At 59.2% G+C, this 22,861-nt stretch carries 19 protein-coding genes; 13 read left to right on the top strand and 6 right to left on the bottom strand.

Translation table 11 applies throughout. The features are described 5' to 3' along the window. Positions 1-310 precede the first annotated feature (310 nt). Positions 311-1,675 carry a hypothetical protein gene (locus Q666_RS66390; RefSeq protein WP_152533322.1) on the top strand — a complete coding sequence of 455 codons (1,365 nt, stop codon included), beginning with the start codon at positions 311-313 and terminating at the stop codon, positions 1,673-1,675. Positions 1,676-1,913: 238 nt separating this feature from the next. On the opposite strand, the gene Q666_RS45140 is transcribed toward Q666_RS66390, so the two are convergent. The 3 genes from Q666_RS45140 to Q666_RS45155 form a co-directional block, all read right to left on the bottom strand. After that, complete coding sequence (locus Q666_RS45140) at positions 1,914-5,303, bottom strand: error-prone DNA polymerase (protein ID WP_022999623.1); 3,390 nt, start codon at positions 5,301-5,303, stop codon at positions 1,914-1,916. Between the two features lie 376 nt (positions 5,304-5,679). Then, the gene (locus Q666_RS45150) at positions 5,680-7,146 is read right to left on the bottom strand and encodes a DNA polymerase Y family protein (protein ID WP_022999625.1); all 1,467 of its coding nucleotides are present in this window, start codon (positions 7,144-7,146) and stop codon (positions 5,680-5,682) included. After that, positions 7,100-7,696, bottom strand: a complete 597-nt coding sequence (locus tag Q666_RS45155) for a hypothetical protein (protein ID WP_022999626.1) — start codon at positions 7,694-7,696, stop codon at positions 7,100-7,102. The genes Q666_RS45150 and Q666_RS45155 overlap by 47 nt, the downstream gene beginning before the upstream one ends. A 150-nt stretch (positions 7,697-7,846) precedes the next feature. Between Q666_RS45155 and Q666_RS45160 the strand changes: the two genes are divergently transcribed. The 7 genes from Q666_RS45160 (at position 7,847) to Q666_RS65505 (ending at position 15,938) form a co-directional block, all read left to right on the top strand. Next, the gene (locus Q666_RS45160; RefSeq protein WP_022999627.1) at positions 7,847-8,539 is read left to right on the top strand and encodes a hypothetical protein; all 693 of its coding nucleotides are present in this window, start codon (positions 7,847-7,849) and stop codon (positions 8,537-8,539) included. A gap of 508 nt (positions 8,540-9,047) precedes the next feature. After that, positions 9,048-10,358 (top strand): extracellular solute-binding protein, encoded by a 1,311-nt coding sequence (locus tag Q666_RS45165; RefSeq protein ID WP_031268865.1) that lies wholly within the window; start codon positions 9,048-9,050, stop codon positions 10,356-10,358. Positions 10,359-10,628: 270 nt separating this feature from the next. After that, the gene (locus Q666_RS45170; RefSeq protein ID WP_022999629.1) at positions 10,629-11,510 is read left to right on the top strand and encodes an ABC transporter permease subunit; all 882 of its coding nucleotides are present in this window, start codon (positions 10,629-10,631) and stop codon (positions 11,508-11,510) included. An 11-nt stretch (positions 11,511-11,521) separates the two neighbouring features. Then, positions 11,522-12,364 (top strand): sn-glycerol-3-phosphate ABC transporter permease UgpE, encoded by an 843-nt coding sequence (gene ugpE, locus Q666_RS45175; RefSeq protein WP_022999630.1) that lies wholly within the window; start codon positions 11,522-11,524, stop codon positions 12,362-12,364. Positions 12,365-12,377: 13 nt separating this feature from the next. Then, entirely contained in the window at positions 12,378-13,454 is a 1,077-nt protein-coding gene (locus Q666_RS45180; protein ID WP_022999631.1) for a sn-glycerol-3-phosphate import ATP-binding protein UgpC, read from the top strand. Between the two features lie 197 nt (positions 13,455-13,651). Continuing rightward, complete coding sequence (locus Q666_RS45185; RefSeq protein ID WP_022999632.1) at positions 13,652-14,779, top strand: DNA alkylation repair protein; 1,128 nt, start codon at positions 13,652-13,654, stop codon at positions 14,777-14,779. 121 nt (positions 14,780-14,900) lie between these two features. Next, entirely contained in the window at positions 14,901-15,938 is a 1,038-nt protein-coding gene (locus Q666_RS65505; RefSeq protein WP_081713241.1) for a DUF4238 domain-containing protein, read from the top strand. A 42-nt stretch (positions 15,939-15,980) separates the two neighbouring features. Here the strand turns inward: Q666_RS65505 and Q666_RS45190 are convergent, their stop codons facing one another. Both Q666_RS45190 and Q666_RS45195 read right to left on the bottom strand, forming a co-directional pair. Next, positions 15,981-17,165 carry an MFS transporter gene (locus Q666_RS45190; RefSeq protein WP_208993844.1) on the bottom strand — a complete coding sequence of 395 codons (1,185 nt, stop codon included), beginning with the start codon at positions 17,163-17,165 and terminating at the stop codon, positions 15,981-15,983. Beyond that, on the bottom strand, positions 17,155-17,514 hold the full coding sequence (locus Q666_RS45195) for an MmcQ/YjbR family DNA-binding protein (RefSeq protein WP_022999634.1): 360 nt from the start codon (positions 17,512-17,514) through the stop codon (positions 17,155-17,157). The genes Q666_RS45190 and Q666_RS45195 overlap by 11 nt, the downstream gene beginning before the upstream one ends. A gap of 167 nt (positions 17,515-17,681) precedes the next feature. Here Q666_RS45195 and Q666_RS45200 point away from each other — a divergent pair, with 167 nt between their 5' ends. From Q666_RS45200 to Q666_RS45220, 5 genes are all read left to right on the top strand, one after another. Continuing rightward, positions 17,682-18,500, top strand: coding sequence for an RNA polymerase sigma factor (locus tag Q666_RS45200; RefSeq protein ID WP_022999635.1), 819 nt, complete (start codon positions 17,682-17,684; stop codon positions 18,498-18,500). A 93-nt stretch (positions 18,501-18,593) separates the two neighbouring features. Continuing rightward, positions 18,594-19,082 carry a DUF4440 domain-containing protein gene (locus Q666_RS64825; RefSeq protein ID WP_152533323.1) on the top strand — a complete coding sequence of 163 codons (489 nt, stop codon included), beginning with the start codon at positions 18,594-18,596 and terminating at the stop codon, positions 19,080-19,082. Positions 19,083-19,539: 457 nt separating this feature from the next. Then, a complete protein-coding gene (locus tag Q666_RS45210) occupies positions 19,540-20,400 on the top strand; it encodes a LysR family transcriptional regulator (RefSeq protein WP_022999638.1) in 861 nt (286 codons plus the stop codon). Positions 20,401-20,560: 160 nt separating this feature from the next. Continuing rightward, a complete protein-coding gene (locus tag Q666_RS45215; protein WP_031268867.1) occupies positions 20,561-20,989 on the top strand; it encodes an Hsp20 family protein in 429 nt (142 codons plus the stop codon). A gap of 32 nt (positions 20,990-21,021) precedes the next feature. Further along, a complete protein-coding gene (locus tag Q666_RS45220; RefSeq protein ID WP_031268868.1) occupies positions 21,022-21,306 on the top strand; it encodes a DUF1150 domain-containing protein in 285 nt (94 codons plus the stop codon). 233 nt (positions 21,307-21,539) lie between these two features. Here the strand turns inward: Q666_RS45220 and Q666_RS45225 are convergent, their stop codons facing one another. Beyond that, complete coding sequence (locus Q666_RS45225; RefSeq protein ID WP_208993848.1) at positions 21,540-22,820, bottom strand: OpgC domain-containing protein; 1,281 nt, start codon at positions 22,818-22,820, stop codon at positions 21,540-21,542. Between the last annotated feature and the right edge of the window lie 41 nt (positions 22,821-22,861).

The following is a 22,861-nucleotide window of genomic DNA, read 5'->3' on the forward strand; positions in this document are numbered from 1 at the left end:
CCGAGAAATTCGCGCTTACACTTGGGTGACAGACGAAGCGCTAGGACGGATCTCTTCAAACTATTCGTTGGCAGATGTTGCGGCATGGCTCGTAAGGCGGAAATCTGCTCCGGAGATCTCGCTTTTGAATAGCATCCAATCCATGTAGCTCGGGCATCGTAATTTAGCGAAGAACGACCTTGTTCAATGCTATAATGCGTCTGACAAAACCAGTTTCGGAAGCTGGTAAGATACGTAAATCTATATAAATTCATGCACGATATTTTGCAGGAAGAGACAATTGAGAATTAAGGTCACTGGGAAAGCTGTCTTGCTCCATAAAGAGACCGGTGAAATTCATGAGATTGACGCCAACGATATCTACTGGGAGCCGGTCTCCAGCTCGGAAGAAGGCATGGGGCCAAGCACCCTGTGGAAGGCTGATTGGGACGATGGGGACCTCGGCAATATCAGCTGGGAAATGTCAGAGTATCCAGTTGGTTTTTTCAGCGATCCAAAGGTGGATACGAATGGCCATAAATTACTCGAAGATATATCGGTCGAGATCGTGCACGAACCAGAGCCCGAAGAAGAGTTCGATAATGACGTGGACGAGGTAGCAGTCCCAGAAACTTTCGAAGACGCCAAGACCGCCATGAAAGACTGGTTCTTCGAAAACTACGAGGATCCAGCGCAGTCTTTACCCCACGACTCGCGAGAGGGAGGGTATCAGTGGATATATGGCGGCCCCACGACACCCGACGAAGCGCTTCAAGATAATTTTAGCGGCGACTACCCGTTTGAGATCATCCAGGAAGCAGCGCAAGAAATCGTGGACGAAGAGGGCCTTTTCGACTGGTCGCCTATCGCAGATGAGGAGGATTATGACTTTGGAGATGGGCCCAACGAAAATGAGGAGAGTGACGACGCTGAAACCATAAATCAACGCTTGCCGCTCGCAGAAGACCTGATTTTCAACGAAGTAAGCGGTGCATTCGATGTTGTCGCAAGGGAGATCGCCAAACCTGATTTGCTTGGCGCGACACTTGGCCAAGTCTACGATGCCATAGAAGATGTGCTTGCAAACCCTAGCAATGGTTTGAACGAACAGTCCTTTGAGATTCGCAAGTTGCGACGCACAGTCGCCATATACGCGAATGATCCTCAACGTGTCGAGATGGATTTCACATCGGTTCATGCGACTTTAGTACGGCAAATTGCAGTTGGTGAACTTCCCCCCTCTAAAGAAAATGAAGCGCTTATCAATGCGCTTCGGGAAGGTGCTCAAGGTATTCGGGCCACCGACCCCTCGGTTGCCGAGAACCGGGAGATTTTGCAGCAACAGGCGCAGCGCGAGTTAACTGACGAGGACTTGCAGACCATCACCGATGCAGCTCCGGCGCTGGAAGCCATCTCAGAAGGACGCCTTGAGGAGGAACTTCGCGAAGACATACTCTATCTCACGCGAGAGATGCGCATTGGAGCACCGCGCTTGCTCGGTGTTACCCGCGACGATGCCATCATTCCTGCGCCTGATGAAGCTGTAAGACTGTTTGGCCGTTCTGCACGGATGCTTATTTTTTTGCGCCAGGCGCCAGAGCTTGTCGAGAAGGTGCACAACAGCTCTGCATTCAAAGCAATAAGCATTATCGCCGTATTGGCCAGTCTAGTTAGCATTGCCGTAACTTTGTTCTAGATGCTACGCAGCAGCAGCTTGAATTCTGTATGAGGCACCATTTTCACCTCCCAAGGTAGCCATCCAATCTCTGTCCGCTCGTCGCGGCACAGCTTTTATGCAAAGTCGACGTTCATGAGCGAAGGGGAGCTGGCATTGAGTAGCCGCTATATTTGTATGCGCCTTCTTCCCTAATTTTTTAGGTAAGCAGGCCATTCGTGTTCATCGCATCGAACTTCCAGTCCCCACCCATCCCCCCTCAATGGAAATCCCGGCTCGGAAACAGCCGCTTGGCCTGTTCGCGCGGGTGCATGGCGCGGGTGCGTTGTGCGTCCGATTTCAGATGCTCCGGCACGTCGTCGGTCTTGGTGGTTGTCTGGCCCAGAACGTCGTCGTTGGGGTGGCCCAGAAGGGACAGGTCGCGGGAGCGGTCTTCTATGTGGTCGGCGATCAGGTGAACGACCATGCCTTCGCGCTCCAGCCGGCCGGTGACCTTGAGGAGCCGTCCGCCGAGAACGGCGGTCCGGAATTTCTCGTACATCTTCGGCCAGACAACCACGTTGGAAACGCCGGTCTCGTCCTCCAGCGTCAGGAAGATCACGCCCGAGGCCGTGCCCGGGCGCTGGCGGGTGATCACCAGCCCGCAGACGGAAACGCGGCGCGCCTCGCGCGGGGTCAGCGCCGCCAGCCGGTCATGCGGGGTCAGATGCGGGATATGCGGGCGCAGCAGTTCCATCGGGTGGGCGCGCAGGGTCAGCCGGGTGGACAGGTAATCCTCCACCACTTCCTGACCCAGATGCATGGCGGGCAGGAGGACATCCGGCTCGAAGATCGCCTCGCCGTCGATGGGGTCGTTGAAGAGCGGCAGCGGTTTGGGGCTGCGGATGGTCTTCACCTGCCAGAGCGCCGCCCGGCGGCTGAGCCCCATGCCGGCAAAGGCATCGGCTTCGGCCAGTCGCTCCAGCGTGGCCGGCATGACGCCGGTGCGCAGCCACAGGGTTTCCGTGTCCGGATAGCCGTTGCCGCGGGCCGCGACGATCCAGGCCGCGTCCTCCTCGCGCAGGCCCTTGATCTGGCGAAACCCCAGGCGCAGCGCCAGCGCGCCGTCGCTGCGCCGCTCCAGGGTGTTGTCCCACAGGCTGGTGTTGACGCACACGGGGCGCACCTCCACCTGGTGCTCGCGGGCATCGCGCACGATCTGCGCCGGGGCATAAAAGCCCATCGGCTGGGCATTCAGCAGCGCGCAGGCGAACTCGGCCGGGAAGTGGCATTTCAGATAGGCCGAGACATAGGCCAGCATGGCAAAGGCGGCGGCATGGCTTTCCGGAAAGCCGTATTCGCCGAACCCCTCGATCTGGCCGAAGCAGTTCTGGGCGAATTCCAGCTCGTAGCCGCGCTCCAGCATGCCGGAGATGAACTTGTCCTTCAGCTGCCCGATGGTGCCCATGCGCCGGAAGGTGGCCATGGAGCGGCGCAGCTTGTCGGCTTCCGACGGTGTGAACCCGGCGGCGACCACGGCGATCTGCATCGCCTGTTCCTGGAACAGCGGCACGCCAAGCGTCTTGCCCAGCACCTCCTCCAGCGCCTTTGAGGGGAAGGTGACCTTCTCCCGGCCCTGGCGGCGGTTGATGTAAGGGTGCACCATGCCGCCCTGGATCGGGCCGGGGCGCACGATCGCCACCTCGATGACAAGGTCGTAGAACTGGCGCGGGCGCATGCGCGGCAGGAAATTCATCTGCGCCCGGCTTTCCACCTGAAAGACGCCGATGGCATCGGCCACGCACAGCATGTCATAGGTCTTCCTGTCGGCCTGGGGCACGGTGCCGAGTGTCAGTTCCTGGCCGTGGTGGGTGTCGATCAGCTCGAAGCACTTGCGGATGCAGGTCAGCATGCCGAGGCTGAGCAGATCCACCTTCAGGATGCCGAGCGCGTCGATATCGTCCTTGTCCCATTCGATCACCGTGCGGTTTTCCATGGCCGCGTTCTCGATCGGGCAGAGCGCGTCGAGCCGCCCCTGCGTGATCACGAAACCGCCGACATGCTGGCTGAGATGGCGCGGAAAGCCGATGATTTCGCGGATCAGCTCGATGGTCTGGCGAACGCGCGGATTGTCGAGATCGAGCCCGATCTCCTTCATCCGCGTTTCTTCCGGCCCCTTGCTGGAGCTGCCCCAGATCTGCCCGGCCAGCGCGGCGGTGACATCCGCATTCAGGCCCATCACCTTGCCGACCTCGCGGATCGCCGCGCGGGTGCGGAAGTGGATCACCGTGGCGCAGAGCCCGGCGCGGTGGCGGCCGTATTTTTCATAGACATACTGGATCACCTCCTCGCGGCGCTCATGCTCGAAATCGACGTCGATGTCCGGCGGCTCGCCCCGGTGTTCGGAGATGAAACGCTCCGACACCATGGTGATGGTTTCCGGCCCCACATCGGTGATGCCGAGCGCATAGCAGATGATGGAATTGGCCGCCGAGCCGCGCCCCTGGCACAGGATGTTCTTGCTGCGGGCAAAGCGGATGATGTCATGCACGGTCAGGAAATAGGCGGCGAAGGCAAGTTTGCGGATCAGCTTCAGTTCCTTTTCCGCCAGCGCCAGCGCATGGTCCGGCACGCCCGCGGGATACCGCCTCTCCAGCCCCTCGTAGGTCAGCCGTTCCAGCCGCTCCTGGGGCGGTTCGTTGCCCGTGATCTCGTCCGGATACTGGTAGGAAAGTTCGGACAGATCGAAGCTGCAGCGGGTGGCGATCTCAAGGGTCCGGCGAAGGGCCGCCGGATGGTGGCGGAACAGCCTGGCCATGTCCTCCGGCGCCTTCAGCCGGCGTTCGCCATTGGGCAGGGCCCGTGTGCCGATATCGTCGATGGTGCAGCCTTCGCGCAGGCAGGTCAGCACGTCGGCCAGCCGGCGCCGGCCGGCATGGTGCATCATCACATCGCCGACGGCGACCATCGGCGCGGCAAGCGAATGCGCCGCGCGGGCGCAGGTGCGGAACCAGGCCTGGTCGGTGCCGTCATAGCGCGGCGCCGCGCCCAGAAACACATGTCCCGGCGCTTCCTGGCGCAGGCGGCGAATGTGATCCTTAGCCGTCTCACAAATTGTCTCGCGCGCCATCTCCGGCTGCGGCAGGGCAATCAGGATCATGCCCTTGCAGGCGTTCATCAGGTCGGAGAAATTCAGGTGACACTCGCCCTTTTCCGCGCGTCGCTTGCCGAGGGTAAGCAACTGGCTCAGCCGCTCATAGGCGGCCCGGTCGGTCGGCAGCGCCACCCAGTGCAGCGGGCTGTCCTGCAGGCAAAGCCGCGCACCGACGATCAGCCGCGGCAGCTTCAGCGTCTGCGGGGCAGGCAGGGGCGGGCTCGTGTTCGTCTCCTTGCGGGAGGAGGTGTCGATCTGCGAATGCGAGCGGATCTGAACGCCTTCCTCGGCCGCCGCCCGCTTGATCTCCTTCAGCGCCGAATAGGCCCGGACAACCCCGGCCAGCGAATTGCGGTCGGTAATGGCAACCGCATCGAGATTGAGCATCGCGGCACGGGTCACCAGCTCCTCCGGATGGGAGGCCCCCCGCAGGAACGAAAAATTCGACGTCACGGCCAGCTCCGCATAGCGGACCGGCTCGGGCCGGAAATCGTCAGGCGACGGAAGCACGCTCATCGGCAAGCCTCCCTGTTCTTTCCAAAGCTGTCCTTGCAGGACAGATGCGCGGGATGCCCGTGTCCCCGCGTGCCGTCCTGGCAAAGCAAAAGCGCAAAGCCCGGTCTCAACCGCCGGTCCGCTTGCCCTTCAGGCACCGGAAGCCCCTGCCGGTACCGCTCTGCAAATGAGTGCACCCCGGGTCTTGCGATGCTCGTCCGGGAGGGCACCGGGCAAGGGGCGGGGAGAGCCGGAACAACAACCTTCTTCTCCGCCGTCATCCCGGACGCAGCGCAGCGGAGATCCGGGACCGGGGAGCCCAGGATCTGCGAGCCCAGGATCGGGGAGCCCAGGACCGGGAAGGCGATAGAGGCGGGGCGCAGACTGCGGAAGACCATCAGCCGAACTCCCCTTGCACGAACCAGGCCGGGTGCTGGGGCGTGTGGAACAGCCACAGGCGCTGGCCCTGGTGGGTGGCAATGCGCCAGTAGTCGCGCAGGCCCTTGGCCCAGCTGTCGTCCAGGTCCCACCAGGCGGGGGTGATCCGTTCCGGCCCCTCGGCCTCGAACACGGTCAGGGCCCGGCCGCGCCAGCGAAAGCGCCGGGGCGGTTCGAAGCCGGTGCCGGAAATCGGCTCGGGCGCGAACAGGCGGATCGGTCGCGGACGGTTGGCGGGCCAGGCTTGCGCCGGGCGGCTGTAGGCGGCGGGCACCAGCTTGAAGCTGCGCTCGGGAATGTGGCTGTCGACCGGCTGAAACCGCAGGATGTTGTCGAGGCCCACCCGGTTGCCGAGCTGGGTGATGAGATCGTCGAGCCCGTCCTTCTCCAGTCCCTCGGTGCGGTCCAGCTGGCGCATGCCGAGAGGTTCCACCTCGGTTGCCTCCAGGCGGATCATGTCGATGCCATAGCCCGCATCGACCGCGCTGACCCCGCGCTCGAACAGGGCCAGGATCCGTTCCGGGTCGCGCATCGGCCGGGCGAGTTTCAGTTCCACCGCCTGGTTTTCCTGATCGACCCGGCGAAAGGTCAGCTTCAGGCTGCGTGCGCCCTTCTGCGCGGTGTCGAGCCGTTGGCACAGATGCGCGGTCAGCCGGCGGGCGGCGGCCATGACATCGTCCAGAAGGCCGATCGGGTCGGGCAGGGTCATGCGCACGGCAAAGCCCGGCTCCTCGCCAAGGGGAGAAATCTGCTCGGGCAGCGCCCCCAGCGCCTGGTCGAGACGGCGCAGGACATCAGGCTCGTATCGCCGGGCAACAGTGGCGCGCGGCAGATTGTAGAGCTGCGAAACCGTGGCGATGCCGAGCCGTTCCAGACTGGTGCAGGTCTGGTCGGACAGCCGCAGGGCCGACAAGGGCAACGGGCCGATGCGGGCAAGGGTCTCGCCGGTCCCGGCAATGCCTTCGGCAAACCGGGACAGCGCCCAGGCCGTTCCCGGGGTATCGGCAAGGCCGAGCCGGGCGGTGAGCCCCGCCCGGGCGAGCCGGGCACGGATATCGTCCAGCAGCGGTTCCTCGCCGCCAAGCAGATGGGCCGAGCCGGTGATATCGAGAAAGAGGCCGTTGCGCCCGTCAAGGCCCACCCATGGGCAGTAGCGGGTCGCCCACCGGGCCAGCAGCCTCAGGAAACGCTGGTCGGCGGCCGGGTCCGCCGGGCGGGTCAGCAGACCGGGGCAGAAGCTGCGCGCGTGAACCAGCGTCATGCCGCGGTTGAGACCGAAGCTTTCGGCACGCGGGCACAGGTCGTAAAGGCGTTCGGAATTGCGGTCGAAGAGGCTCAGCGCAAAGGGTGCGTCGACGGGCCGGGCACGCAGGGAGCGCTCAGCCGCCAGCCTCGGAAACCACAATGACACGATGCGCCGCTGCATCCCAACGTACTACCCATTCCGACAATGTTCCTATTTTGTTCTTTATAAGCGACCAGCGCCAATGAGTCGAGTCGTGACCATTTTGACGAGGCTCCGGTGCAAGACCGGAAGAGGGGGCGGATTGGGCCGGAAGACAGGTGCTGCGCCAGCGGGTTTCGGCGGCATTGCTGCCCGCGCCTTCCGGGATCAGCAGGATGGCCGTGGTGCGTCCGGCCTCGGCCGCCAGCTGCAGCCGGCGGCCCTCCGTCAGTCCGACGGTGCCGGAAAGTTCAGCCACCACCAGCCCGGCGGCGCCGGACCTGAGCGCGGTTTCCGCACTTGCCAGAGCAGTCAGCTGGTTGCCGGCGCGGGTCAGAAGCAGCCGGCCCGGATCGCAGTAGGCCGCAAGGCCTTCCGGGTTCACCGTCGGGCGCCAGTCTTCCGAAATCCACACGACGGCCCCCTTGGCCATTCCGGCGGCGATCGCGGCAAAGCTCAACGCGCTGTCGCCGCACACTTCGTGCGCGCGGGCGTGTTTCAACGGAAAGACGGAGGAAAATTTCAAGGACATGCAAGGATCGTCTGTAGCAATCGGTTGAGCAAAGCCTAACTCATGGAAGCCGTTTGCGGAACCGGATACGGTCAGTATCCATTCCAAACAGCCGTTGCCGGGCACGAGCCGGGTTGCTATACGCCCGGCACAACAGGCAGGAAAGCACCAATGACCAGCAGCCTTCTGGACGGCCGGAAGATCAGGACGATTTCCATCGTCGGCAACGGACCGATTTCCGAGGCCGATGCGCCGGAAATCGACAAGGCGGACCTGGTGCTGCGCTTCAACAGTGCGCCGGCCCTCGGGATTGCGGGCCAGCGGGTCGACGTTCTGATGCTCAACCGGGCCCGGGTCTATATGTCGAAGCGGATCAACCCGCTTGCCCTGGAACGCGCGCCGGAAGTCTGGGTGAACGACATAAAGGAGAACGGCGAGGTCGACTGGCTGTTCGCGCGCGAATGCAAGCCGCGCTATCTCGGGTTCGGCCCGACGAACAAGGCGCGGGAACACCTGAAGAGATTCGATCCGTTCGACCGCAGCAACCCGACATCGGGCGCGTCCATCATCGCCGAATTCCTGGATGTTCTGCCGGACGCCGAAATTCACCTCTTCGGCTTCACCCATCAGGGCAAGCAGCACACCCACGACTGGGATGCGGAAAAGCAGTGGGTCCAGCAGCTCTGCGACGAGGGGCGGATCCACAAACACCTGACACCAGGGCCGAAGCCCCGGCGGAGCCTCAAGGGCAAGCTGGAATACGCCTTCCGGTTTCTGGAGAAGCGGGCCAAGCATTATCTCCACAACAAGATCCTGCATTCTTCCGAAAGCACGAAACGCCGGATCTTCGGACAGGACGCCTGAGGCGCCAAAAGCATCATCAAGGTATCTGACAAGCACCCGCAAAGTGCCTTGCCGTGTCCGCAGCTCCGGCTTCGGGCCTGCAAGCGATTGAAAAAATCTGCACTTTCCACAGGCCGGTGAATGTCACCAAGAGTTCATATGAACGACTGAACAGTTTCATATGAGCCAACTAAATTCTGCAAAAAGTCCAGCATTAGCCGGGATTGCGGCAAGGGTGGAGCCGTGTCCGGGGGCACGCTTTTACTGTCGGACGAGAACTTGGCTTCCGCCGGAAATGCAGCCCTGGATCCCATCAAGGGTCGGGATTCTTCAAATTTCCTGCGTTCCCTCTTGCGGACGCGGTCAAGGCGTCTTTTAATGTTCATATGAGCGTCATATAACGTTCATATGAAAACAATACGAAACGCAGGCGTTATCGTTTCGGGTGCCGATGAAGCCATTTCGGCACCGAGAGAGAACCAACTGCTGACCGGGGCAAAGACGCCCTGCTAGATGGGAGCAAATGAACATGGCTTATCGCAAGACCGTCGCCAGCCTCGTGGCTGCGGCCGCCCTCCTGGGCACGTCCTCCGCTTCTTATGCGGCCACTGACATCACCTGGTGGCACGCCATGGGCGGCAAGCTCGGCGAAGTGGTTGTCGAAATTTCCAACGGCTACAACGGATCCCAGGACGCCTGCCAGATCACGCCGGTATTCAAGGGCACCTACGAAGAAACCCTGACCGCCGGCATCGCAGCGTTCCGCGCTGGCGAACAGCCGAACATCCTGCAGGTGTTCGACGCTGGCGCCGCCACCATCATCGGTGCCAAGGGTGCTGTCGTTCCGGTTGAAGACCTGCTCAACGAGAGCGGTGCCGAGTTCAACATCGAAGATTACATCGCCGGTGTCCGTTATTTCTATGCCGACAGCAACGGCAAGATGATCGGCATGCCGTTCAACTCCTCCGCTCCGATCCTCTACATCAACGACGATGCGATGAAGAAGGCCGGTGTCGAAGCTCCGAAGACCTACGAAGAGTTCGAAGCAATCGCTCCGAAGCTGAAGGAAGCCGGTTACGTGCCGCTCGTTCAGTCGCACCTGCCGTGGGAATTCGTCGAGAACTTCAAGTCCCGTCATAACCTGCAGTTCGCAACCAACAACAACGGTTACGACGGCGCAGAAGGCACCGAGCTGGTCTTCGGCGAGCCGATCAAGAACCATTTCAAGGCTGCCAAGAAGTGGCTCGACGAAGGTCTGTTCGGCTACTACGGCACCGGCTGGGGTGACAACCAGACCCCGTTCAACGAAGGCAAAGTGGCTCTGTGGATCGGTTCTTCCGGGTCCTTCGGCGGCATCGCCGACACGGTCGACTTCCCGTTCTCCGCAACCTACCTGCCTTACTGGGAAGCAGTTGAAGGCGCCAACAAGGCTTCCTTCATCGGTGGCGCGGCTCTGTTTGCAATGTCCGGCAAGCCGGCTGAAGAAAACAACTGCGTTGCATCGTTCTTCGAATATCTGACCTCTCCGGAAGTCCAGTACATGTGGCACAAGGAAACCGGTTACGTGCCGGTCACCGAAGCTGCCTATGAGCTGGCCAAGAAGGACGGCCACTACGAGCGCACTCCGGCAGCTGAAGTCGGCATCCAGCAGCTTTCCCTGGAAGGCGGCGAGTGGACCAAGGGCTACCGCATGGGCTTCTACGTCCAGATCCGCGACGTCATGAACCGCGAACTCGGCAAGGTCTTCTCCGGTGAGACCAGCGTCGATGACGCATTCGCGACCATCAAGGCCGACGGCGACAAGCTCCTTGAGCGTTTCGCCAAGACCACCAGCAACTAAGCTCGACTTAGTCGCCAGACCGATAGGGGCGCCTTGCGCCCCTATCGACCTTTGAGCGTGGCTGTATACGCATACCAATTCAGTCGAATATCATGCGTTTATGGCCCGGATCGACCGACATTTAGCCAGAGGGGTCTGGGTGGTCGGATGTCGATCCGCAGCGAAATGAATGAAGCCTCCGGCATTAGATCCAATGCCTGATGTTTCGGGCAGGTTGTCCCACAAGGGGAGGCCGGCGCCAATCGTTCCCGGTGGTCGAGAAACGAAATAATGAAAAAAGTCCAGTTTCAGTCTCCGTGGCTGCCTTACCTGCTGCTTTTGCCGCAGCTCGGCATCGTGACGGTTTTCTTCCTGTGGCCGGCCGCGCAAGCGATCCAGTCCTCCTTCTATCTCGAAGATCCGTTCGGTTTCGGCTCGACCTATGTCGGGCTCGATAATTTCAAGGACATGATCACCTCGACCGACTACGGCCGGGTGGCGCGGTTCACGGCGGTCTTCACCTTCTTCGTGACGTTCCTGTCGCTCGGGCTTGCTCTTCTGCTGGCGGTCAAGGCAGACAAGGTTCTGCGCGGTGCGTCTTCCTACAAGACCCTGCTGATGTGGGTCTATGCGGTTGCGCCGCCCGTCGCCGGCCTGATCGGCGTGCTTCTGTTCGACCAGCATGTCGGCCCCATCGTTGACTTGTTCGCCCTGTTCGGCTGGAAGATGCAGATCGGCGTAAGCTATTTCGACACCAGCTTCGCCATGATCGTCACCGCCGTCTGGAAGCAGGTCCCGGTGAACTTCATCTTCTTCCTGTCCGGTCTGCAGGGTATTTCCAAATCCGTTCAGGAAGCCGCCAGCATCGACTGCCGGTCCGGCTTCCGGCGTTTCTGGACCGTTACCTTCCCGCTGCTGGCTCCCACCGGCTTCTTCCTGCTGATCATCAACATCACCTACGCCTTCTTCGACACGTTCGGCATCATCGACGTCATCGTGAAGAACGAGCCCGGCAACAACCCGGTGACCCTGGTTTACAAGGTCTACCTGGACGGCTTCCGCGGCAACGACCTCGGCGGGTCCTCGGCCCAGTCCGTGATCCTGATGCTGATGGTGTTCATCCTGACAATCATCCAGTTCCGCCTGATCGAGCGGCGCGTGCACTACACGTAAGGGAGGCGACGATGAAAAAACTGCAGATCTCGGATCACGTCATTCTTCTTCTCGGCGTCTTCTTCATGGTCACTCCTGTCGTGCTGGCGTTTCTGACCAGTACGCACGATGCGATCACCATCTACAAGGAAGGCATCCAGTTCACGCCGGGTGGCAAGTTCTTCGAGAACTATCAGACGGTCCTGTTCGAGGCCGGTGGCTTCACCAAGGAAGTCGACGGCTTCGTCATGCTCAAGAACTCGATGATCCTCGGCCTTGGCTTTGCCATCGGCAAGATCGTCATCTCCATGCTTGCGGCCTATGCCATCGTCTATTTCCGCTTTCCGATGGCAACCCTCTGCTTCTGGGTGATCTTCGCAACGCTCCTGCTGCCGCTGGAAGTGCGCATTTTGCCGTCTTACGAAATCGTCCAGTCCCTCGGCATGGTGAACACTTATTCCGGCTTGATCGTGCCGCTCATCGCTTCGGCAACCGGCACCTTCTTCTTCCGGCAGTTCTTCATGTCGGTACCGGACGAACTGCTGGAAGCCGCCCGCATCGACGGAGCCGGTCCCTGGAAGTTCTTCAAGGACATCCTGGTACCGCTGTCGCAGACCATGATCGCGGCAATCTTCATCATCATGTTCGTCTATGGCTGGAACCAGTACCTCTGGCCGACGCTGATCACCACCGACGAGAGCCTGTTTACCCTGGTTCGCGGCATCAAGCAGATCCTGCAGGTCTGGGTCGGAGCCCAGATCCCGGACTTCAACGAGGCCATGGCACTGGCGATCCTCGCCATCGTGCCGCCGGTGCTCATCGTGGTGATTTTCCAGAGCTGGTTCGTCAAAGGGCTCGTCGAGAGCGACAAGTGAGGTTTTTAGATAAATGGCAACGATAACTCTCGACAAGGTCCGCAAGGTCTACGGCGGCAGTGTGGAAGCGGTCAAAGGCGTTTCCATCGACATCGCGGACGGTGAATTCATCGTCCTGGTCGGCCCGTCCGGCTGCGGCAAGTCCACACTGCTGCGCATGATGGCAGGCCTTGAGGAAATCACCACCGGTGACATCAAGATCGGCGACCGCGTCGTCAACAACGTCGATCCGGCGGATCGCGACATCGCAATGGTGTTCCAGAACTACGCGCTCTATCCGCACATGTCGGTCTACAACAACCTTGCCTACGGCCTCAAAAACCGCGGCATGGCCAAGGACGAGATCGACCGCCGGGTCAAGGAAGCCGCGCGCATCCTGGAAATCGGCGACTACCTGGAGCGCAAGCCGCGCGCACTTTCCGGCGGCCAGCGCCAGCGCGTTGCCATGGGCCGCGCCATCGTGCGCGAACCGGCGGCCTTTCTCTTCGACGAACCGCTGTCCAACCTTGATGCCAAGCTGCGTGTGCAGATGCGTGTCGAAATCAAGCGCCTGCAGCGCTCGCTCGGCACCACCAGCGTCTACGTCACCCACGACCAGCTGGAAGCGATGACACTGGCAGACCGGCTCGTGGTTCTGAACGGCGGCAACATCGAGCAGATCGGCGCGCCGATCGATGTCTACGACAAGCCGGCCTCCACCTTTGTGGCCAGCTTCATCGGTTCGCCGGCCATGAATTTGCTGAAGGTCAAGGCGGATGGGAACGGTCTTGCTCTTGCAACCGGTACCGGCCTCAAGGGCGCCAATGCCAAGGGCCGTGATGCCTACACCATCGGTATTCGGCCGGAGCATCTCGAAGTGGTGACTGCACCCGGTGAAGGCGAAGGCCTTCATCTGGAAGCCAGCGTCAACGTGCTCGAGCCGGTCGGCGCGGAAAGCTATCTCTATTCCAGCTTTGCCGATGGCGGCGACGAGATCCTGGTTCGCGTGTCGAGCCATGCCCGTCATGAGCCGGGCGAGAAGCTTTATCTGCGGGCGGCTCCGGAAAACGTTCACTACTTCGACGCTGAAACCGGACGGCGGATCGACTGATCAGGAAACGTCAGGCGAGGCGGTTTAACGAGGGCCGCCGGACCAGGACAGAGCCACCCCGGGCAACCGGGGTGGCTTTTTGTTTTTGGCCATTCGAACATCCTCCTGACGGTGCTTGTCAGGAGAGCGGCAGGAGATGTCTGGAACTCCTTCCGAAGCTCTGGCAAACACCTCGAAACCGCTTCAGGGAGAAACCTTTGGAACCCTTCAAGAACAACATCTCACCGGATCTGGTGCGCTGCATCGGCGGCCATGTTGCGCAACATCATGCCGATTTTGACCGGTTGGGCTTTGAAGCGGATATCCTGGAAGAGCTGGACAGCCTGGAACTCAAGCAGCGTGCCGCCCTGATCGCGAGGCATCTGGATCATCATCTGCCACGGGAGCTGCCTGCCCGCTTTGCCATCCTGCAGGCCATGCTGCATCCGATGACGGAGGTCGCCTTCGACAGGGGCAGCGACGAGCAGGGTATCCGAGGATGGGGCATGATGCCGCTCGGAATGGTCGTTGCGGCAAGTGGCCTGGAGGATTTCGAGGCTTCGTTCGTGCTGCTGAAGGAAATGACCAAGCGGGCGACGGCCGAATTCGACGTGCGCCCCTTCCTGGCCAGGGACCAGGACCAGGCACTCGCCATCATGGCGCCCTGGGTGAAGGACGAGAGCGTCCATGTCCGCCGGCTGGTTTCCGAAGGAACCCGGCCGCGCCTGCCGTGGGGCATGCGGCTCCAGGCTCTGGTGGCAGACCCCACACCCACTCTTCCGCTTCTGGAAGCCCTGAAGGACGACCCGGAGGACTATGTTCGCCGGTCCGTAGCCAATCACCTCAATGATATCGCCAAGGACCATCCTGAACTGGTGGCCGATATCGCGAAACGTTGGCTGAAGGGGGCGGACAGGAACCGTGAAAAACTCGTACGTCACGCCTGCCGGTCGCTGATCAAGCAGGGCCACACGGCAACACTGGAAGCCTTCGGGCTCAATCCGCCGGAGATCCGGGTCGAAGGCCCGCAGGTCCTGACGGCCGAGGTTGCTTATGGAGACACCGTCGGCTTCAACATCGAGCTGGTTTCGACCAGCAGGAAAACGCAGGATCTGGTGATCGACTACCTGATCCATTTCAAGAAGGCCAACGGCACACTGGCGCCCAAGGTGTTCAAATGGACCAAGTTGACACTGGCTCCAGGGGAACGGCTGACGCTGTCCCGCAGCCACGCCATCCGGCCGATCACAACGCGGGTCTATTACGGAGGCACGCAGGCGGTCAGCCTCCGGATCAACGGGAAGGATTTCGGATTTTCCGAGTTTGAGCTGGTTTTAACTACGTAAATCAGCAAAAAATGGAACAGCAAGTCAATAATATTGCCGATATACAAAAAATATTACTACCTCGAAAATATTTCCATAAAATAAAGCTATATTAATAATAAATTTTCTGGGAGGAGATGAAATGAGCGAGCCCAAGAAGCATCATTACATACCTGTATGCTATTCAGCAAATTTCACAAACACCGAAAATTACCTCCAGATCATGGATCTATGGGAGGGATCAAGAACATTTCCCAATAAACCAGAAAAAGCCTTCACAGCAAAATACATGTATTCTCAGCCTGTTTACGCGGAAAGTAGGTTCGACAATTCTATTGAACACCTTTTCTCGAGAGAGGTGGAATCGCAATGGACGCCTTTTATTAATAGGATGTTGGTAAAAAATATTTTGACGAAAGAAGACTGGGGTTATCTTGTTCGGTTTATATGTTCAATGCTTGTTCGAGTTCCGATAACTTTTGACGCGATAATAGAGCTGTTGAAAAGGCATGTAATTGAGTGCGTCCCGGACGATATTGCGCCGCCGGATGAATTGATTAATGTACATTTGAAATCAACTGGTGGTAATGATGGAGAAAAAGTAACTTTCGAAGATTTAATAAACTCGGGAACTATTGATTTAAATATCGATCCCCATAGGTGTGTGACATCTATGTCAAAGATTATTTCAAATATTGAACTATTTCAACCTGGATTTCCTTTTGGTGGTCCAAAGATTATACATAATAAAAGTAAGGTGAATTTCCTATCTAGTGACAATCCTGTTTGTTTTTTCACGGGTTCTATAAATAACAATAAGTTCCTCCCTTACCATATCCAGCGAGGGAAGCCTCTTAAATTTATTTTTCCCATTAGCTCAAGTATGGCGGTTGTTAATAACGATTTTGTAAAAGGAAAATCTATTCACGTTGATGTAAAAGATTCAGAGCTAATTGCAAAGATGAATAGAGTTATATGTAAATTTTCTTATCGATATGTTTTTAGTGATCAAGTAAATAGACTGGCTTGTGCAAAGAAGTATCAAAATACGTGCCCCCGGCCAATATATGAAAAATCGGTGGTTGGGAATGGCGAGGTATATAAAATTGCATACAAATTTGGATTGCCAGAGAAAATAAATAATTTCTGGAAATATGATATTTCGAGACAAGCGAATTAGAAGAATTTTCGTGAGTTCTCCCGATCGAGGCAATTTCAGTACTTACAGTCGCTTAAGCCTGAGCATCCCCAAAATCCCGAATGCAGGGCCAATCGCCATCAGGACAAACACGCCGGGCCAGCCGATCAGCTCAGCGCCAAGCGGCGTCAGTTGCACCGTGAAGAAAGTCAGCGCGAAGCCTAGGGCGGTCTGGAAGCTCATCAGGCTGCCGGCCTGGTCGGGCGGAGCGTAGTCGGCGACAAGGGCCGAGAACTGGGCCGAATCCGGCAGGATGGAGGCACCCCAGATGAGGACGCACAGGATTGTCAGCCAGACGGGACCGCCGAAGGTGAGGGCCGAGGCGAGCGCGGCGGTGCCACTGATGACCATGGCGGCAATCGCGATGTTCGCCTTGCCGACGCGGTCGGCCATGATCCCCGCGACAACGCAGGCAGCACCACCCGCTGCAATGGTCAGAAACGCGATCAGGCGAGACAGCGGGATCGCGGTTTCTGCGGGCATATGGGCGGAGAAGGAAACGGCAAGGGCAACGCCGATCCAGGCCCACATGGCGTAAAGCTCCCACATGTGGCCGAGATAGCCTGCATAGGCATAGCGGATCTTTGGGTTTGTCCATGCGGTGAAGATGGCCTTCATCTTCATGCGGGGCGCCTTGGCATGGAACGGCCCGAGGCCGGCAAAAAGGCACAGCACGCCTCCTGCAGCGGACGCAAGAGAGGCAACGCTCAGGCTCCAGCGCCAGTCGGTGCCTCCAAGCAAGGCCAGAAGATGAGGGGCGGCGGACCCGAAGGTGAGCGCGCCGACAAGCGTGCCGACCAGAAACCCGCGATCCTTCTGGCCCCAGCCGACGGCGATCTTCATGCCGACCGGATAGACTCCAGCCAGCAGCACGCCGGTTGCAAAACGCGCAAGGATAGAGGTCAGCCCACCCGGCTCGACCACCAGCAGGCTTGCGTTGAACAGGGCAGCGGTGATCGCGCTGAAAGCGAAGAACCGCCGAGGGTCGATCCTGTCGGCGAGGCCAAGAAAGGCCGACGCGACGGCGCCGAACACGAAGCCGATCTGGACGGCGCTGGAGAGAGCGGCTTGGGCAAAGTCGGATATGGGAAATTCACGGGTCAGATCGGGCAGGATCGCTGCGGACATGAACCACAGGCTCATGGCGGCGATCTCGGCCAGCATCAGCAGGCCGAGTGATCGCCATTTGCCCGCCATCTCACCCGGCAAGACCCAGTTCCTTCTGCTGCTTCCTGGTCAGCTTGGCCGCGATGATCTTGTGCGCTGCTTCGATATAGGCCTTCAGGTCCGCATCGGACAGCGCGCCTTCTTCTTCCATCTGCACCCATTTGGCACGGGCAAGATAAGGCGCGGGGATCATTCCTTCCTGCTGGATGAGCAGGGAATAGGAAATATCGGAGCATTTGAAGCTGAACCGCGGAAAATCGCCTTCGCCCCAACCAGAGCAGATGGCGAAGATCTTGCCGCCAACCTTCCAGACCGATGCATTGCCCCATTGGATCACATGCGTGGTTGCCGGAAGCTTTTTGCAGAAGGCGTCAAACTCGTCGCGGGTCATTGGCGTGCTCGTAAAGTCGTGGGACCGGAAACGGGGTCCGTCGGCAGGAGCGGCAGAGTGGCTTTTCCAGCTGAATCACGCAAGCTGCATCGCAATGAAAAAAACGTGTCACACATTCCAGCCCCGCGCTCTCTAACATTACGAGACACCAAGAGACGGAACACGACATGACGGCAATCAGCGTAAAAACGGAAACGGTCCAGGCGGCCCAGGAAGGTGACAGGATTGCTCTGGAACGGGTTCTGGAGGGCGTACAGGACCAGATCCATCATCTGGCCCGCCGCATTCTGGTCAATCCGGAAGATGCACGCGAGGCGACGCAGGAAATTCTCATCCTGATCCTGACCAAACTTTCAACCTTCAAGGGCGAGAGCCGGTTTTCGACCTGGGTTTACCGCGTGGCCGTTCGCTACCTGGTGAGCGCCAAGAAGGTTCGCGACCGGGATCTCGGACTGACATTCGATGCTTTTGCCGCCGACCTTGAAGACGGCCTGGTGGCGGAACCGCCCAAGGCGCCGGACGATGTGCTTCTGCTGAATGAACTCAGGATTTCCTGCACCATGGCCATGCTGCTTTGTCTGACCATGGACCTGAGACTGGCCTATGTGCTGGGCGATATCCTGGAACTGGAACACGGCGAAGCTTCCAGCATTCTGGAAATTGCTCCTGCGGCCTACCGCAAGCGGTTGTCGCGGGCACGGGAGGAAGTGATGGCGTTTACCTCGCGCCACTGCGGCATCGTTTCGGCAAAGGCGAAATGCAATTGTCCGAAGCGGCTTCCTGCGGCCGTCGCTTCCGGCCGAATTCAACCCGGATCCTATCCCAATTCCGCCGGAGGGGCGCAAACCTATCACGACGCCCGGCGGCAGGTCGCATCGGTGATCGACGGTCTGAAGGCCTTTGAACTTCAGAATGCGGTTCCCCGGCAACGTTGCCCTGAAGACATCCGCGTTCAGCTGACCGAGATCCTGTCCCCCGGCCACTGACGCAACCAGACCCGCCAGTAATCGCACAATGCATCAACCAGCCCGGCAACGGGCGGGACTGGCACCGCCTTGCCGATCGAAAGGAAGACCTCCGTGACCCAGTTGAAACAGCTCGCAGCCATGGCGGCCACCGTTGCCGTCGTCACCTTTTCCCAACCCAGCCTCGCAGAAGGAAAGAAAGACATGAGTTCGGAACAACAGAACGTCATCACCCTTATCGAAAAAATGACGACCTCCTTTGAAAAGGGAGACATCGATACGGTGATGCAGACCTATGAACCAAGCCAGAGCATTGCGTTCGAGCCCGGAAATCCGGTGTCCGACAGCACCCTGGCGCGCGAACTGTTTCACCAGTTCCGCTCCGTTTCGCCGAAATTCACCTATTCCGGCCACGAAGTGATCGTGGAAGGCGATCTTGCTGTCCACATTGCGCCCTGGACGATGACCGGCACCGATCCGGAAGGAAAACCGGTGGCAGGCGAAGGCCTTTCCATCGCCGTGTTGCGGCGGCAGCCCGATGGCAGCTGGAAGATGGTGATCGACAATCCTTATGGCAGCCGCCTGATCCCGGTCGCGAACTGAGCCGCGTCAGGTAGCCGGTACTGCCGGAGAAACGGTGACACGGGCCTGGCCTGCGCAGCCGCGATCTGTTGCGCGTTTGCCGGACGGGTTGCCGCAAGGGGCCTCGGAGATACTCCGGGGCCTCTTCCGTCTGTGGGGGTGACCAAGGCACATCCTCAGGAATCTCATCACGGCCAGCCGACGACGTTTACGGGCCAGCCTCTTTCCGAGTTTGAGCAGCCGGACATGTTCGGGGATCTGCTGAGGCCAGAATTCCGCATGATGCGGATAGAGCGATCTGACAGGATCGTCCCAGGCGGGCAGGCGGCTGACACAGTGTTTTATTTGCAACGGCAAGGAATAGGGAATGAGCATATGCTGCTCCCTTCAATTTTGATTTTGTTGAAGAGGTATTTGCAGATAGTCTCACGAGACGCGCCTATTCCCATGTTTTCTAATTGAAAACGAGATTTCAAAAATGAAACGAAATATCGATTGGGAAGATCTTCGACTGTTCCTGGCTGTCGCGAAAGCAGGCGGCCTTGCTGGAGCGGCTGACAAGACCGGCGTCAGTTCCGCAACGCTCGGCCGCCGGGTTGCCGCTCTGGAGAAAAGCCTCGACGTTCGCCTTGTGGAGCGCGAGGCGCGAGGTTACCAGCTGACCGCTGCCGCACACGATCTCCTGCGCTACCTGGAAGATATGGACCAGACCGCCCGCAGCATCGATGCGTGGAAAGAAGGAGAAGGCCTTTGCCGGAGGATCCGGATATCGGCGGGAGACTGGACCGCGCGGCTGCTCATCGACAACCTGTCGTCCTTCTGGACCCCTGACGCCGGCTGGCTGCCGGAAATCCTTGCGGATCTCAGAAACCGGGACATTGCTCGCCGGCAGATCGATATCGGTATCCGCAACAGCCGGCCCAAACAGGCCTGGTTGGCAGGACAGAAGGTTGGAAAGGTCCAATATGCCGCCTATCAGGCTGCAAAGGTTGCAAAGGGTGCAGAGCTTGGTTGGGTCGGGCTAGTGGAAGACGATGCCCATTCGCCGACGGGCCTCTGGTTGAAGGAGAACCATGGCACTGATGCGGTAGTCACCGTCAACAAGGCCTCGCTTGCTCTTTCACTCGTTCGCAAGGGCAATGCCCGCATGCTGTTGCCGACCTTTGTCGGCGATGCCTATCCCGATCTGATGCGCATCGAAGGCCCGTTCGACACCATGGAAACCGAGCGATGGCTGGTCATGCATCAGGACGAGCGTCATGAACCAACAGTTCGCCAGGCCGTATCCGCTCTCACGAAGTTCTTGAAACAGAACCCGATTTTGTCTTCGTTCTCCTGAATAATTCACAGAACAGTGAAAGCAAAAATGGGTGAAAGCCTGGCTCCTTGAATCAATTTTAACGAAGCTCCATATTTAATCATGAAAGGAACCAGTTGGTTCCGGTCCGGATGCCTTGAAAGGGTCCGGGCGCAAGGTCGCTTCGACAAGGACTTTGAGGATGTCACGCATGTCAGCGTTTTCTAGCCCGTTCATGCTCGGGTTCGACGATATCGAGCGCGTGCTCGATCGCGTCTCCAAGGCCGCCAACGACGGTTATCCGCCCTATAACATCGAGAGACTTCCGAAAACAGAAGAACAAGGCGATGTCATTCGGATCACCCTGGCGGTGGCAGGGTTCACACGAGAGCAGCTTGAAGTCTCGGTAGAAGAGAGTCAGCTGGTCATCCGGGGTCGTCAGGTAGACGACAAGACCCGGCAGTATCTGCATCGCGGCATTGCCGCCCGTCAGTTCCAGCGGGCCTTTGTCCTGGCCGAGGGGATCGAGATCCTCGGAGCCGACTTGAAAGATGGGCTCCTGTCCATCGACCTGGCACGCCCGGAACCGGAGCGTGTCATCAGAAAAATAGAAATCTCCAGCGGCGAATGAACGCTCGTCGGCCAACATATGGAGAATGACTGATGCAAAACCCCAATAGCCCGTCATGGGCAGACCGCACGCTACTTTCCGAATTCATGTCGGTCGATGAACTGACCGAACTGGGCACCGGAGATGTCGCCTATATCAAGCCGATCAAGGCTCGGGATCTGAAGGAAATGTTTCCGGATGTCCCGCCGCTGCACGACAACATGACGCTTTACGCGCTTCTCAATGCAGACGGTACGCCGATCCTGCTGGCAGACAGCCGCGAAGCTGCCGTTGCCAATGCCTTTGAAGCAGAACTGGAAATGGCGTCACTGCACTGACGTCAACTGACAAGACTGCAAAACGAATGCGACACCGGCCATCTGGCCGGTGTTTTTGTTTTTGAGGCCCTGTATGAGCGGGCACCGGTCTCACTGCTTCACAGGTGAGCGCTTCCAAATGGTGAAGCCCGGGGCCTTTGGTTATCGAATGAAGGTATTCCCCACAAACGAAACGCCCGCAGAAGCAGGACTTCTGCGGGCGTTCTTGTGTCGGGCAGGAGGCGGGCGCCTGATCAGGTGAGGGCCGGTTCCCGGGTTTCGGCCTTTGCCTTGGCTGCAGGTTCACCGCCATCTGCGGGAGGCGTCTTCGGTCGTTCGGACGGTCCGGTGGAGGAGGTCGCAGGCGGTTTGCGCCAGGGTTGGCTCTTGTACCAGCCAGCCACATAGGCAACGGCAATCAGCGCCACGAAACCGAGCAGGTTCGACAGGATCTGCGGAAGCCATTCGCCGCGGCCCCAGACCATGTCGCGCAGGATGCCCGCAGCCTGGGCAATGACCAGGCTTGCCATGAACACGGGCAGTGACTGCTGTCCGACCTTCTGGACAACACGCACGAAGCGGCCCCAGATCTCGCCATGGCCGAGCAGGCGTCTGCCGTGCTCACCTGCGGCAACCCAGGCCAGATAGGCAAGGGCAAGGAAGTGCAGGTAGCGGAACAGGCCGAATTCCGTCTTGATCCAGAGCGGCTTGATGATCTCGCGGATTTCGCGGGCCCAGACCAGGTTCAGGTGATTTTCCTGATAGGCGCGGAAGTAGGCGAAGGGAACCGTGGCGACAAGCACCACCGCGCAAAGCACGATCAACGTCTTGCTGACGGGAGGTGCCGGTATCCAACCGCGCATGAACGCAAAGCCGGTGAAGAACAGCATTTGCCAGGCGAAGGGATTGAAGAACCATTCCCGGTCCGACCAGGGCTCGGCCGGCAGGCTCAGAAGGTCGAACTGGGCAGCCAGCCACAGGCCGATCGACAATGCGAAAGCGCCCGGCACGGAATATCGGGCGACAAGCATGATCGCCGGGATCAGCGACAGGATCACCACATACATCGGCAGAATGTCGAAGTAGTTGGGCACCCAGGTCATCGTCAGCAAGCCGGGCAGGGCCATTTCGGCGTTGTCATAGAGATGCAGGAGGTTGAGCGAGGCGACATAATTTTCTTCCAGGCCGCAGCACTCAGCCAGGTAACCGCTGTTCTGAAGCATGACAAGGCCGACGGCGAGGACCAGGAACTGGCCGATATGCGCCCAGTACACCTGCCACATGCGGTGCAGGATGCGTGCTGCCCCCATGCCCCAGCCATGAACGTCGAAGATCTTGCCGAAGGCAAGCGCGGAGGCCATGCCCGAACAGAAGACGAAGATTTCGGTGGCATCGGAAAACCCGAACCGGGCGGGAATCCAGAGCGTCCACCAGTTCCAGGGCAGGTGGGCAACGTAGATAATGAACATTCCAAGGCCGCGGAAGAAATCTAGCCGCGGATCGCGTGGGCGTTTCGTTTGTGTGTGAGCGTTCACGTTGGGTCCAGAGATAATTGGTCAGTCGAGTGCCGGCAGTG

This window comes from Labrenzia sp. C1B70, from assembly GCF_000475395.1.
GTDB lineage: Bacteria > Pseudomonadota > Alphaproteobacteria > Rhizobiales > Stappiaceae > Roseibium > Roseibium algicola.

Coding starts and splice junctions, on each gene's coding strand:
- Q666_RS45140 (WP_022999623.1), bottom strand. CDS start 5,303: ATGAGCGTGCTTCCGTCGCCTGACGATTTCCGGCCCGAGCCGGTCCGC.
- Q666_RS45215 (WP_031268867.1), top strand. CDS start 20,561: ATGTCACGCATGTCAGCGTTTTCTAGCCCGTTCATGCTCGGGTTCGAC.
- Q666_RS45155 (WP_022999626.1), bottom strand. CDS start 7,696: ATGTCCTTGAAATTTTCCTCCGTCTTTCCGTTGAAACACGCCCGCGCG.
- Q666_RS45195 (WP_022999634.1), bottom strand. CDS start 17,514: ATGACCCGCGACGAGTTTGACGCCTTCTGCAAAAAGCTTCCGGCAACC.
- Q666_RS45160 (WP_022999627.1), top strand. CDS start 7,847: ATGACCAGCAGCCTTCTGGACGGCCGGAAGATCAGGACGATTTCCATC.
- ugpE (WP_022999630.1), top strand. CDS start 11,522: ATGAAAAAACTGCAGATCTCGGATCACGTCATTCTTCTTCTCGGCGTC.
- Q666_RS45210 (WP_022999638.1), top strand. CDS start 19,540: ATGAAACGAAATATCGATTGGGAAGATCTTCGACTGTTCCTGGCTGTC.
- Q666_RS45180 (WP_022999631.1), top strand. CDS start 12,378: ATGGCAACGATAACTCTCGACAAGGTCCGCAAGGTCTACGGCGGCAGT.
- Q666_RS45220 (WP_031268868.1), top strand. CDS start 21,022: ATGCAAAACCCCAATAGCCCGTCATGGGCAGACCGCACGCTACTTTCC.
- Q666_RS65505 (WP_081713241.1), top strand. CDS start 14,901: ATGAGCGAGCCCAAGAAGCATCATTACATACCTGTATGCTATTCAGCA.
- Q666_RS45170 (WP_022999629.1), top strand. CDS start 10,629: ATGAAAAAAGTCCAGTTTCAGTCTCCGTGGCTGCCTTACCTGCTGCTT.
- Q666_RS45165 (WP_031268865.1), top strand. CDS start 9,048: ATGGCTTATCGCAAGACCGTCGCCAGCCTCGTGGCTGCGGCCGCCCTC.
- Q666_RS45150 (WP_022999625.1), bottom strand. CDS start 7,146: ATGCAGCGGCGCATCGTGTCATTGTGGTTTCCGAGGCTGGCGGCTGAG.
- Q666_RS45200 (WP_022999635.1), top strand. CDS start 17,682: ATGACGGCAATCAGCGTAAAAACGGAAACGGTCCAGGCGGCCCAGGAA.